13 protein-coding genes are annotated in these 12,194 nt (G+C 49.8%); 3 read left to right on the top strand and 10 right to left on the bottom strand.

The window, feature by feature from the left end; all coding sequences use genetic code 11:
• Nucleotides 1–24: 24 nt before the first annotated feature.
• The 3 genes from DNK57_RS06280 to DNK57_RS06270 are packed head-to-tail and all read right to left on the bottom strand — an operon-like array spanning nt 25 to nt 1,880.
• On the bottom strand, nt 25–750 hold the full coding sequence (locus tag DNK57_RS06280; RefSeq protein WP_192962128.1) for a tRNA(His) guanylyltransferase Thg1 family protein: 726 nt from the start codon (nt 748–750) through the stop codon (nt 25–27).
• 14 nt (nt 751–764) lie between these two features.
• Nucleotides 765–1,529 (bottom strand): aspartate dehydrogenase, encoded by a 765-nt coding sequence (locus tag DNK57_RS06275; RefSeq protein WP_192962314.1) that lies wholly within the window; start codon nt 1,527–1,529, stop codon nt 765–767.
• A gap of 21 nt (nt 1,530–1,550) precedes the next feature.
• Nucleotides 1,551–1,880, bottom strand: coding sequence for a PRC-barrel domain-containing protein (locus DNK57_RS06270; protein WP_192962127.1), 330 nt, complete (start codon nt 1,878–1,880; stop codon nt 1,551–1,553).
• A gap of 154 nt (nt 1,881–2,034) precedes the next feature.
• Between DNK57_RS06270 and DNK57_RS06265 the strand changes: the two genes are divergently transcribed.
• The gene (locus DNK57_RS06265) at nt 2,035–2,757 is read left to right on the top strand and encodes a tRNA-binding protein (protein ID WP_192962126.1); all 723 of its coding nucleotides are present in this window, start codon (nt 2,035–2,037) and stop codon (nt 2,755–2,757) included.
• A gap of 493 nt (nt 2,758–3,250) precedes the next feature.
• Here DNK57_RS06265 and DNK57_RS09125 read toward each other — a convergent pair whose 3' ends face one another.
• The 7 genes from DNK57_RS09125 to DNK57_RS06230 form a co-directional block, all read right to left on the bottom strand.
• Nucleotides 3,251–3,676, bottom strand: coding sequence for a radical SAM protein (locus DNK57_RS09125; RefSeq protein WP_226891114.1), 426 nt, complete (start codon nt 3,674–3,676; stop codon nt 3,251–3,253).
• Between the two features lie 121 nt (nt 3,677–3,797).
• On the bottom strand, nt 3,798–4,982 hold the full coding sequence (locus DNK57_RS06255; RefSeq protein ID WP_192962125.1) for a chitobiase/beta-hexosaminidase C-terminal domain-containing protein: 1,185 nt from the start codon (nt 4,980–4,982) through the stop codon (nt 3,798–3,800).
• 437 nt (nt 4,983–5,419) lie between these two features.
• Nucleotides 5,420–6,832, bottom strand: a complete 1,413-nt coding sequence (locus tag DNK57_RS06250) for a lactaldehyde dehydrogenase (protein ID WP_192962124.1) — start codon at nt 6,830–6,832, stop codon at nt 5,420–5,422.
• Nucleotides 6,833–6,868: 36 nt separating this feature from the next.
• Nucleotides 6,869–7,060 carry a class III signal peptide-containing protein gene (locus DNK57_RS06245; protein ID WP_115892061.1) on the bottom strand — a complete coding sequence of 64 codons (192 nt, stop codon included), beginning with the start codon at nt 7,058–7,060 and terminating at the stop codon, nt 6,869–6,871.
• A gap of 12 nt (nt 7,061–7,072) precedes the next feature.
• Nucleotides 7,073–8,014, bottom strand: a complete 942-nt coding sequence (locus DNK57_RS06240) for a type II secretion system F family protein (RefSeq protein ID WP_115892060.1) — start codon at nt 8,012–8,014, stop codon at nt 7,073–7,075.
• A 117-nt stretch (nt 8,015–8,131) separates the two neighbouring features.
• Nucleotides 8,132–9,118 carry an aminopeptidase P family protein gene (locus tag DNK57_RS06235; RefSeq protein WP_192962123.1) on the bottom strand — a complete coding sequence of 329 codons (987 nt, stop codon included), beginning with the start codon at nt 9,116–9,118 and terminating at the stop codon, nt 8,132–8,134.
• A 25-nt stretch (nt 9,119–9,143) separates the two neighbouring features.
• On the bottom strand, nt 9,144–9,629 hold the full coding sequence (locus DNK57_RS06230; protein ID WP_245942767.1) for an HIT family protein: 486 nt from the start codon (nt 9,627–9,629) through the stop codon (nt 9,144–9,146).
• Nucleotides 9,630–9,748: 119 nt separating this feature from the next.
• Here DNK57_RS06230 and ercA point away from each other — a divergent pair, with 119 nt between their 5' ends.
• Nucleotides 9,749–10,891 carry an alcohol dehydrogenase-like regulatory protein ErcA gene (gene ercA, locus DNK57_RS06225; RefSeq protein ID WP_320056884.1) on the top strand — a complete coding sequence of 381 codons (1,143 nt, stop codon included), beginning with the start codon at nt 9,749–9,751 and terminating at the stop codon, nt 10,889–10,891.
• A 12-nt stretch (nt 10,892–10,903) separates the two neighbouring features.
• Complete coding sequence (locus DNK57_RS06220) at nt 10,904–12,001, top strand: sensor histidine kinase (RefSeq protein WP_192962121.1); 1,098 nt, start codon at nt 10,904–10,906, stop codon at nt 11,999–12,001.
• The last annotated feature ends 193 nt before the right edge of the window (nt 12,002–12,194 follow it).

Here is a 12,194-nt window from a genome sequence, read left to right as displayed (position 1 = left end):
ACACTCAGATACTCTTCTTACCTGCTATTTCATGAGGCCCTCAAAGAATTCTTCTGTGAAGAGGGGGAGTTCAAGGTCAACCTTCACCCTCATCCTCACAGCAGATACCTCCTCATCCCTCAGGGGGTTGTATCCCGTAACCGTGTGGGGTACGCGGTAGATCCCCACACCCCTCCTCTGCCATGCTGGGACCCTGGAGATGTTCACTCCCCTCTCGAAGAGCAGTTCATGGAGGGAATCATGCTTCAATCCATGGAGCTTCCGGGCGGCACTTCTGGCCCCAACCTCCCGACGGAGGGTCCAGTAGGCGTAGCTGTTTAGGCAGTTCCTCCAGGACTCATCCTGCCTTGACCTGAAGTATTCCGGGACAAGGTCTGAAGAGATGGGTATCACCCGGCAGTCAAAGGAAACCGGCTTAACAGGTGAAAAACCTGCCTCCAGTGCACTCATGGTGAATGATGATGATGCAAAACCCGCGAATACCGAGTCAAGCTTCTCAACCCTCCCTGCGAATGGTACAGAGTCAAGGAGCACGTTTATCTCATCAGAGAAGGTGTATATGAGGGTGGGGCTGAATTCATCCATGATGTCCTGGCATGTTCCGACCATGAGGTCCCTGAAGGCCTCATCGTAGGGCCTCTCAAAGTCAAGGGACTCTGTGAGCCTGTGGAATCCCCTGCCATCAAGTCTCAGGATGATCCTTGATGATGGTGGTGCCCTGAGCCTGGAGTAGACCTCATGTTCACGCATAGGATGACCAGCCATCATGTTCCAATGTGCATGTTTTCGCTGAGTGACTTGAGGAGTTTTATTGCTGAGTATGCCGCCATAACACTGGTTTTGGGGTTAACAGAGCAGCGGACATTCTCTGTTATTGTCTTGAACTCACCGAAATCCCCCCTGACCGTCACCTCATGGACGTTGCGGTCAACTGCAGGGTCGGCTATTATCTCAACATCAATGTCACGGTTGCATGCAAGGCTGAGGGCCGCGGCAACATTAATGTTAAGCGGGAACTTCTTAACGGCCTCGGATGCCCTGCCCCTGTAGAGGACCTTCTTCTCATCCATGCTTATTCCCAGTGACCTTGGAGGTTTCCTTGTGACGAGTTTAACAGATTCAATGTTCCCCATGGATGCGGCCTTGAGACCGTCAAGGCCCACTATGGCTCCTGATGGGACATGGATCGTTGCATCATTCATGGATGCCAGTTCAACCAGCATCTTTCTGAGTTCAGGGTCCATGAGGGCCCCTACGCTCATGACAACAACATCCTTCCCTGCCTCAAGTATCTCCGGGACAAGGTCCCTCACTGCCTCCGGCGAAGCGGCCTCAACCACGAGGTCCACATCAGAGAGCATGTCGGCAACATCGAGCACTGCCCTCCCATCAACCATTGAGGCAAGGTTCTCTGCCCGCTCAAGGTCCCTGTCATAGAAGAAGCCGAGTTTAACCGGTACCCTGCCATCCCTCACGAAACCCGTGATGAGGTTGGCTATTGCGCCGCAGCCAACTATACCCACCATCATCAGTATCACGCGAAAATAAGATCAGGATTCAAGGGGATTCACTTTCTTCTCCACTGAGACCTCGGGTGATATTATCAGTATATCCCCAACTGCCTGTACCCTGTCATAGTTTATGTCTATGATGCCCTCCTCCTGTATGGGCCTTATCTCATCGGATTCAGGCACTATCCTTATGCTTGTCTTGAGGACATCCTTTATGCCCACGTTCTTCTTGTCATGCCTCATTGGCCTCACCTTGAGGGTTGAGACGCGTCCCTTCTTGATGTTGAGGACAACATCCTGGACCCTTCCAACGTACTTACCCCTTGATGTGTATATTTCAAGTCCATATAAACTGGATAATTCAACCATTTTTCCACCACCAGACAGTTAACAGGGGCTCCACTGCATAACCCTACTGTTGCTTAATATTATTGTTTATAGCTTAAATACTTATAGGGAAATAATAGATCAGTGCAGCGGCAGAAAAGAGGCCGTTTCTTCATGATTGTGGATAGTGATTGGAATGTGGGATACCAGTAAGGATTACAGGCTCATGGTTGCAGTTAAGGCAGTTGACCTCTTCAGGAGAACCCTTGAATCCGGGGGATTCAGGGGACAGTGGAAGAAGAAGGCCGCCCTTCAGGCTGCCAGTGAAATCGAGAGGATACTTCAGGGCCTCACCTATTCCTACATGGAACCGGAGGACCTCGCCTCAAGTCCCGAGGTCACCGGGATCAGGGAGAAGGTTGAGGAGATAGTTGAGGCCCTGGGCGGTGAGGACTGGAGCCGGAGGTTCCTTGAGGAGGCCCCACGTGAGGAGAGGGAGAAAGTTGAGGAGAACATTGCAAGGGTGCGCTTCTCCCTGAACACCCTTGGAAACCTTGACAGGAGGCTCATGCTCGGAAAAATATCTGACCCTGTCATCGCAGTTGACATAATTGCCGGTGAGGTCATGAGCGTCGGTGGACACCCATCAGCAGATAAGCTGCAGGTGTGCAACGTGAATGCTGGTGGTAGGTCCATAAAGGTCGTCACCAATGACCCTGATGTCCGTGAGAAGGACCGTGTCGCTGTGGCCCTCCTACCCCCGCAGAACTTCATGGGCGTGACAAGCGAGGGGATGTTCCTCGGTGTTGATGGCGTTCTGAGGGATGTTGAAGGGGAACCAGGTGAAATACCCAGGGGGATACCCCTGGAGGCCCTTAACGAAACCCGAAACCTTGTTGAGGAGTTCCTGAAGAGTTAACCCTCAAGGGTTCCCTTATTACCGCCCTGCAAACGCCGCTGCAGCTGCCACAGTCTCTTGGGGTTCTGCAACCGGCATCCATCAATCTGTCCTCAAAATCTGTCCTCAAGTTTCAGCTCATAGGTGGGGTAGTGTCCTGAATAGTCAACTCTCAAGTCCCTCTGCCCTGCAGTCCTCAACGAGTCTCTCCATCAGCTCTCTGTCCGGGCCCCTGTGGTAGTAGAGCATGAAGTTCGGTCTGAATCCTATGAGACTGTAGGGTATCTCCGGTCAATGGAGGCTATGAAGGCTGCTATTTCAGGGATCTCGTGGTCATTGATTCCAGGGATCACCAACGTCCTGAAAACCCTTATCCTTTTTTTGGAAGTTTCTGCAAGGTGGGCTGCGTTTCGGAGTACCGGTCCCGCTGGTGCTCCGGTGAGGTTCCTGTGAAGTTCATCTGAAAGGGCCTTTATCTCAAAGCTGAAGAGGGATGCTAATCTTATGAGCCTCCTTAATGCTCCAGGGTTGAGAATCCATTTGTTGCGAGGATAACACTAACATCAATTTCTTCCTTTACTCGCCTTACCATTTCCTCAATGTAGGGAGTGTGTATGGATGGTTCTCCCCCTGTGAAGCTGAGATTGGAAATGTGCCCATGTGATTCAATCACGCTGATGGCCTCAAGTGCAAGTTCCTCTGGTTCAATGTGTCCCCTGTAGATCCAGCCAGACTGGGGGTACTGGGATATACGGTAGGCGTTACAGTAGGCGCACCTGAATGGGCAGCAGAGTAGTGTCACTGAATAACTTCTGAGGGTTTCTGAGACGGATGTATAGGCTATTTCAGTCTCTGATGCGCCGCACACGCCCCTTTCACCATCCCTTCGATTTGCACCGCACCTCCACTCGCAGAGCATGCATCTTCCATGTTCATCCATGGTAGTAGTTTATGGGAGCTGATTAATACGCTTTCTGTTGAGGAAAGGAATTTCATGCAGCTGGTGAATATTCAAAAAGTGGTGGATACTGGTATATTAAAAAAATAAAAGTGGAATGGGTTTATGCTACCTGCCAGTAGCTGGATGTCCTCTTAACGTACCTGTAGGTCCAGTAGTATCTCCACTTGTATCTCCATTTACCGCGGTACCTGTACCACTTCTTGTACCACTTCTTCACCTTCTCCTTGACATAGTAGGTGAGGGTCACCGGCTTCATGATTGTGTAGCTTGCTGAGGATATCGCTGATGATGCGCCGTTAACAACTGCCATGAATCGAAGTGTTGTTGATTTGTTTAGAAACAGTGGCACTGTGTACCTTGTGCTGTTGACCGTTGGTGTTGAGCCATCGGTTGTGTAGTATATTGTTGAGTTTGCAGGGCCTGTGAGTGTCACAGTGACATTGTTGCGGTATATTCCTGATGCAGGGCTTGCAGATGGTGCTGCTGGTGTTGATGTGACTGTCACTGGTGTGAGGTCGCCCACGGTAATGGTGTAGAGTCCTGCTGGCAGCTCGCATGTGAATTCCACTTCTTCGGTTTCTCCTGTGCCAAGGGTCACTTCCCTGCTTTCCTTCACCTCACCGTTGATCTTAAGCTCAGCTGTGTAGTCCCCTGCAACACCAGTGTTTGTGACGTTAACCTTTACTGTCACGTTGAGGGGTGCGCTGCCATTTATGGGGTTAACTGTGAGGTTTGAGAGTTCGAAGTGTGGTTGCAGGTCCACTGTGAGGTTGGTGCTGGCCAGTGTAGTTTCATTCTCAATTCCGCCGGTTGAATTAAGCTGGAATGCCACTGAACTTGCCCTTACCTTGAAGACCTTACCGGTTGCATTCTCAACGACGAAGAGCCATCTGTAACTCCTTCCATCCTCCATGTAGAGCTTTGCTGCCCCCTGGGGTACAGGTGCACCTGTGAAGGAGCTGAGCCAGACGGTCTGAACATCTTCCGGTACTGTGTAACTTGCTGAGGGTCCGCTGAGGTCACCCGTGTAGTACCAATTTATGGTTGATCCTGTGATGTTACCCTCAAGGAGTTCAAGCTTTGCATCAACTGCTACTGTAGGATCAACGTCCTGAAGGTCATCACTGTAGTTAACGTCAACGATTATCTGCGTGGGGTCCGATGCGTTCTGGTGCATTGTCAGGTTAACAGCATTGGCGGGTATAGCTGCTGCTGATGCACCTGAAATACCTGCGGCAAATGCAAGCAGGACCAGTAACGGTAGCACAATATATTTATCTTTCAATGTTTCACCTCCACATTATTTTTCAATTTTAGATTGATATACTTTATATAAAAATTTTTTGAAATAATTAAAATCATAAAATTTAAATCTAATAGTTTATTTTATTATGAAGTTATATATGGACAACAATGTTAAGTATATCTAAAAATCAATTTTAGCTCCCTTAGTTTAGAAATAGCATACTATAAATTCTTAAATCTATTTAGAATGTTCTTATGAATCAAATTAATTCAAATTCGAAGTGCCATTTTTTTTATTAAAAAATAAGTAAATAGGATTTTTTTATTAAAAGCTTTGGATGGCTCAGGGCCGTTCATCCAGGTATTGCGGATTCATGATGGCATGAACACCGTTATATCCCATATTAATCCTTAGGATCTGATATGAATTCATTCAATATATTTCAGAATTAAAATGAGGGATCACAGTGGATTGAATCAGTTTCCATTGAGCACTATCAGCTTTGTGCGTGTCATGTCCCTTATTGCGTACTTCACACCCTCCTTACCCATCCCACTGCACTTGAATCCGCCGAAGGGCATGTGGTCAACCCGGAAGGTGGGCTGCTTGTTTACAAGAACTGTGCCGGCCTCAATTTCAGTGGCCATCCTCAGGGCTGTCCTTATGTTCTCTGTGAAGACACCTGCCTGGAGGGCATAGCAGGTCCCGTTGGCAATTTCTATGGCCTCATCAGCATCTGCAAACCTTATTATCGGGGATACCGGGCCAAAGGTTTCCCTTTCAACAACCTCCATCCCTGGCAGCACACGGTCCAGCACGGTGGGTTCAACAAAGTTACCCCTCCTTGAACCGCCACAGAGGAGCTCGGCTCCATCCTCAACCGCAGCCAGGATAACCCTCTCAACCTCCCTGGCAGCACCCTCATTTATCAGGGGGCCCACATCGGTTCCCATATCCATGGGGTCTCCAGCCCTCAACCCCTTCGTTCTATCCACGAGCTTATCTGCGAACTCGTCGGCCACGTCCTCATGGACTATCATCCGCTTAACAGCTATGCAGACCTGTCCAGAGTAGAGGTAGGAGCCCCTCGCAGCGGCCTCCACTGCAGAGTCAACATCAGCGTCATCCATAACAATTAGGGGGTCATTGCCTCCCAGTTCAAGTGTAACCCTCTTCATGGAGGCCCTTCCAGATATGTACCTCCCAACCTCAACACTTCCAGTGAAGCTTATCTTATCAATGAGGGGGCTGTCGATGATAACATCCCCCACCTCTGAGCCCCTCCCTGTTACAGCGTTAACAGCGCCAGCCGGGAAGTGCTGGCTGAGGATCCATGCAAGCTTCAGTGCAGATAGGGGGGCCTCAAGGGATGGCTTCAGGATCGTGGTGTTGCCTGCTGCAAGGGCCGCTCCAACCTTGTGTATTGCAAGGTTGAGGGGATAGTTGAAGGGGGTTATCGCAGCCACAACCCCCAGGGGTATCCTGAGAGTGAAGCCCAGGAGGCCCCTTCCACCTATACCCGCATCCATGGGGATGGATTCACCGTAGAGCCTTCCTGCCTCCTCTGCACACAGCCGGGCAGTTTCAACTGACCTCTTAACCTCGTCACGTGAGAACCTTATGGGTTTACCTGACTCAAGGGTTATCAGCCTTGCAAACCCATCCATCTCTGCCTTCAGTTCATCCGCAACGTCATAGAGTTTCTCAGATATCTTCCTGGCCGATAGGTCAGCCATTGCATCCCTGGCCCGGTGGGCCGCCATGATGGCCCTCTCAACATCATTTCGACCCGCAAGTGGAACTGTATCCACCTCATCCCCATTGAAGGGGTTCCTGACTGTGAAGATTCTATCTCCTCCAGCCCCTTCACCATCAATAATCATCTCCATACTGAAAAACACCCCACCAGAAATGATGAGAGCATCCTAGAACTTGCTCTTAAGTCCCTTTATCGAGTTTGTAACATTCTGGACATCAGAGTTCATGGCTGTTTCAGATCCCCTGACATAGTTACGGTACCATACAACCGCCACTGTTACGATGACTATTATACCCCCGAATACAAGTATGAGTTCAGCGGATCCCTGACCTGATTCATCGGCAATTACTTCAAACAAAGCCTTAACCTCCTATGGTGCCATGCTACTTACAAGTGTCATTCCGAAACTTCCTATCACATAGAATATTGCATATGCCATTATGGAAAGCGGAACAGCGAATTTAACACCCTTCCTTGCACTCCCATACATTATGATGCCTATCAGGAGCCCTGCTATTATGGAGTGTATTATTATGTAGCCTGAAGCAGCGATCTTTGCAGCCCCCAGTATGGGGTTTGGTTTCCCGACTGACTCCATGAAACCTGAGTAGACCATTATCATCCCCAGGGCGAAGGGCGCTGCGATTATGGCTGCTACGATAAGGAACATGACTGACATCATGACGTTGGCCTTCCTCTCCCTCTTAAGTGCGAGTACCGCCCTCAGGTCCTCTGCAACAGTCTCAATAACATCTGATAGACTTCCACCAGCCCTTCTGCCCTCAAGTATCATTCTGAAGGTCCTGTCAAGGTTTTTTGACTTCAGGCGCTCGCTCATTGAGAGTATGGCCTCATCGAATGTTCTACCAATCTTTATCTCAATAACAGCCCTCTTAAGTTCATCATAGAGGGGTCCCTCTCCCTGTTTGGACACATCCTCAAGGGCTGATTCAAGTCCCACACCTGCCCTCAGGAGGGAGGCTATCTGCCTCAGGAAGTCCGGTGTTGACTGTTCTATGGCATCAACGCGCCTCTCCATCATGATAAAAATGTATGCACCCAGCATTATTGATGGGAGAGAGAATCCTATTAAAACTGCGAGGATAATGTTTAAACCGATAAGAGCTGCGACAACAGATGCGAGAACCGCGAAGAGGGCCCCTCCAAGGAATGCCAGGGTTACTATCTCTGATGCCTTTACATAGAGGCCTGTCCTTATCAGGGTCTCCTGCAGCCTCAGGAGCAGCCTATCAGGTATTATGTTCTCAAGGGCATCGCTCAAGGGTTTCAGTGCACTTGGTAGTACTGCCATCTCAACACCACATTCCAGAAGATCATCCAGGTAATTATGTTACTAACTATCTGGCGCCTATTATTTATAATTACTTACCAGATCAGGTAGCCATCAGAGTTAATAAGCATCTACATATCAATCCAGGACATCAGGCAGGCGGTTCATAACACCCCCACCAACCATCACCATATCCTCAACCCGCACCCCGAACTCGCCAGGGATGTATATGCCTGGTTCCACCGTCAGGACCATCCCCCTCCTGAGGATCGTCTCATCACCGGCTGCCAGGGATGGTTTCTCATGGACATCCAGCCCCACCCCATGACCTGTCGAGTGTATGAAGTTCTCACCGTACCCATATTCCTCTATAACGCCCCTTACAGCACTATCAACATCACATGCCCTTGCACCCGGCTTAAGGGCCCTCACCCCTGCCCGTTTAGCTTCAAGGACCATTTCAAGTACTTCATGTTCCCTTTCACCCTCAACGATTGTCCTTGTGGTGTCAGAGTGGTAGCCTTCCCTTACAGCCCCCCAGTCGATGAGTACCGGTGATCCGGTTGTCTCTGCTGCTGGCACCGCATGGGGGATGCTTGACCTCACCGAGGATGCCACTATGGTGTCAAAGGAGACCTCCTCAGAACCAGCTACACGCATACTGTAATCCAGTCTGGCAGCTATTTCAATTTCACTCCCCACAAGTTCAAGGCTTCTGAATGAGTCCTCTGCTATCCTGAGGGCCTCCTCCATTTTTTTAAGTTCCTCCCGGTCTTTGACCATCCGGAGATCTGATACCGGATCCATGACCCTGAAGTCCCCTCCTATTCCAAGCCTCTCAAGGATGCCCACAGGGGTTGCTGGCTCAACAAGTACTCCTTTGAGGTCAAGGGATTCACCCACATCCGACAGCCTCCTGAAGGTCCTCACATCAACAGAGGATTTCGCCAATGCTGATTCTCTATCCATTTCACTCACAAGGAGTGCAGGTTCATCCTGAAGGATCAGGAATGCTGTGGCTGTTGGCATGAATCCAGAGAGGTAGTATATATTCTCCCTTGCAGTTATAAGGGCCCTTTCACCCTCCTCATGAACATTCTCAAGAGCATATTCGATCCTGTTCAACCTATCACCCTTTCATGCATTCTACCTAATCAATCCATGAGGACAGATGCTTACCTATCATCTCCCTCATTATGCCTTCAAGTTCATCCATCACCGGCCCCGGGACCTTAACCTCAATGGGGAGGGGTATGTGACCAAACTCCCTGTCAATGAAGGTTTCACCTGCAAAACTGACACTTCTGCGGTACCTTGGATGGAAGTGCCAGTGCACCTCGGGGTCTGGATCCTCTGATCTGAAGGCAGAGTTCTTAAAGCAGCTCCAGTTGAAGAGGTCCGGATTGAAAAGTTCCCTCAGGGCAGACTCAAGGCCCCTCAGAACCCCGGCAAAATCGGCCCACTCCTCACCTGAGAGCTCCGAAAGGTCCCTGCACTTCCTCCTGAGGGCCACTACGCATGCTCCAAGGTACCGCTGACTGGGTGCAAGGTATATTATCCAGTGCCGTGTTCTGGCAAGCTCACGCCCATAGTAACCATCCAGGCCACAGTATTCACAGGAAGCCAAAGGAAACACCACGCATCATTAACAAGCTTTATATTAAGAATATGTCCACTTATATCTATAGAAGATAGCATCACTGATGAAGGTATTGAGTCCCCATCAATGAAGTGCGTTAATTCTGATCTGTGGTGGTGAAGTTGGGGGAACTTAGGAAATTCGTTACAAGTGAATTCGTATTTGGGGAAGGGGCAAGGTTTTTTGCTGGGAGATACGCCCTGAACCTCGGAGCCGAGAGGGTCCTCCTTGTGACCGACAGGGGATTAATAAAGGGGACTGGCCTTGTTGATGATGTCGGCTCATCCCTTGATGATGAGGGCCTCGAGTACGTCATTTTTGATGATGTCACGCCCAACCCCCGTGACCATGAGGTCATGGAGGGGGCTGCGGTCTTCGATGCCGAGGAATGCAACATGATAGTTGCCCTGGGTGGTGGAAGCCCCATTGACTGTGCAAAGGCCATAGGGGCGGCTGTATCAAACAGGATGCATGTGCTTGACTTTGAGGGTGTTGATATGATCCCCACCCCATCGGTTCCAATAATATGCATCCCAACCACTGCAGGGACAGGGGCGGATGTCTCCCAGTTTGCAATCATCCTCGACACCAGCAGGATGGTGAAGATTGCCATCATAAGCAAGGCAATGGTACCAGACGCATCACTCATAGACCCTGAGACCACCGTCACCATGGACAGGAAACTCACAGCTGCAACAGGTATGGATGCCCTTGCCCATGCCATCGAGGCCTATGTATCCAATGCGAGCTTCCATCTGACAGACCTCAACGCCCTGGACGCCATCAGGATCATAGGCAGGTGCCTCCCATCTGCCGTTGATGAACCAGAAAACATGGAGTACCGCGAGGCTATGATGCTTGCAAGCCTCGAGGCTGGCCTTGCATTCTCAAATGCCAGCCTGGGACTTGTCCATGCAATGGCCCACAGCCTCGGAGGAAAACTTGACATGCCCCACGGCGAGGCCAATGCACTGCTCCTTGAGCATGTGATAGAATTCAACTACCCTGGAGCCACTGAAAGGTACCTTGAAATCGCGCGGGCGATGGGCCTAAGTGGTTCAGGGCCCGGTGAACTCACCGAGTACATTGGAGAGTTCAGATCCCACCTAGGGATCGATATGACCCTCAGGGACCTGGGGGTCAGGGAGGAGGACATACCCGGCCTTGCAGAGACCTCCATGAGGGATCCCTGCATTGTAACAAACCCTGTGAAGCCCTCCCGTGAAGATGTTGAGACCATATTCAGGAGGGCCCTCTGAGGTGTTGATGAGATGTCTGATAGGGACTGGGAAACACTCAGGGAGAAGATAATCGGATTCGGTGAAAAGTCCGTAAGGAAAAGCTACTACCCCCGACTTCAGGAGTCAATGGCCGAACTTGAGAGGTTCAGGAAACTCCTTGACTGCACAGATGACGCCATATTCCTTGTTAAAATCCCTGGCGGGGAACTCGTGGACGCCAACCGTTCAGCCTGTGAAAGGCTAGGATACTCCACCAGGAACATACCCGGACACGCGGTATATGACCTCCTGCCCCCAGAAATCCACGATACATTTAGGAGGATACTGGATGGTGAGGATGATAAGGTTACCCTGGAGGGCCATCTGCTTAAGAGGGATGGCGAGGAGGTGCCCGTCGAGATAAAGGTAAACATACTTGACTTTAAGGGTGACAGATACGCTGTCCTGGTTGCTAGGGATATAACCGAGAGGCTGAGGATGGAGTCAGAGCTTATGAAATCCCTGAGGGAGAAGGAGGTCCTGCTGAGTGAGATACACCACAGGGTCAAGAACAACCTCCAGATAATATCAAGTCTTCTCAGCCTCCAGAGCCATTGCACCGATGACCCCTCATGCAGGGCCATCCTTTCAGAGAGCCAGGACAGGATAAGGTCAATGGCACTCATACATGAACAGCTCTACCGCTCAGGGGACTTCAGTTCCATAGACTTCTCATCCTATGCTTCAAGACTCCTTAAGAACCTTAGAAGGTCATACGCCCCTGAAAAGGACATCGAGTTATCACTGGAAACTGAAAGTGTGAAGCTCGGCCTTGAAACATCAATACCCCTGGGGCTCATACTCAGCGAACTGGTGACCAATGCCCTCAAACATGCATTTAAGGGAAGGGATAATGGTAGTATAACTGTCAAATTTAAAAGGGATGATGATTACTGCGTCCTTGAGGTCATAGATGATGGTGTGGGATTCAAGGAGGATGAACTAAGGAACAGCCCCTCACTGGGCTTTAAACTTGTTGAAATACTCACCGAACAGCTGGACGGATCATTGAAATACTCTGGAGAGAATGGAGGGCTCTTCAGGATAAGGTTCAGGGAGCCCCTCTACAGGGACAGAATGGGTGATTAAGTTTTTAATAATTCAAGGAATTCTTATAGGAGTCTCAGGGCTTTATAACAGATTAAGTTTTATTTTAATAATTCAAAGAATTCTTATAGGAGTCTCAGGGCTTTATGACATCTTAAAAAGACCATAAGGTTTTTGTATCCTTGCGGCTGGTGAAGGTTTATTTCAGGGCACAGTCAAAAGCCCATGGAAAGCA

Source organism: Methanothermobacter thermautotrophicus, assembly GCF_014889545.1.
Taxonomy (GTDB): Archaea; Methanobacteriota; Methanobacteria; order Methanobacteriales; family Methanothermobacteraceae; genus Methanothermobacter; species Methanothermobacter thermautotrophicus_A.
The sequence above is the reverse complement of the archived record's forward strand: the minus strand, read 5'-3'. Positions and strand labels throughout refer to the sequence as shown.

Coding starts and splice junctions, on each gene's coding strand:
- DNK57_RS06220 (WP_192962121.1), top strand. CDS start 10,904: ATGTCTGATAGGGACTGGGAAACACTCAGGGAGAAGATAATCGGATTC.
- DNK57_RS06275 (WP_192962314.1), bottom strand. CDS start 1,529: ATGATGGTGGGTATAGTTGGCTGCGGCGCAATAGCCAACCTCATCACG.
- DNK57_RS06270 (WP_192962127.1), bottom strand. CDS start 1,880: ATGGTTGAATTATCCAGTTTATATGGACTTGAAATATACACATCAAGG.
- DNK57_RS06250 (WP_192962124.1), bottom strand. CDS start 6,832: ATGGAGATGATTATTGATGGTGAAGGGGCTGGAGGAGATAGAATCTTC.
- DNK57_RS06240 (WP_115892060.1), bottom strand. CDS start 8,014: ATGGCAGTACTACCAAGTGCACTGAAACCCTTGAGCGATGCCCTTGAG.
- DNK57_RS09125 (WP_226891114.1), bottom strand. CDS start 3,676: ATGGATGAACATGGAAGATGCATGCTCTGCGAGTGGAGGTGCGGTGCA.
- DNK57_RS06265 (WP_192962126.1), top strand. CDS start 2,035: ATGTGGGATACCAGTAAGGATTACAGGCTCATGGTTGCAGTTAAGGCA.
- DNK57_RS06280 (WP_192962128.1), bottom strand. CDS start 750: ATGCGTGAACATGAGGTCTACTCCAGGCTCAGGGCACCACCATCATCA.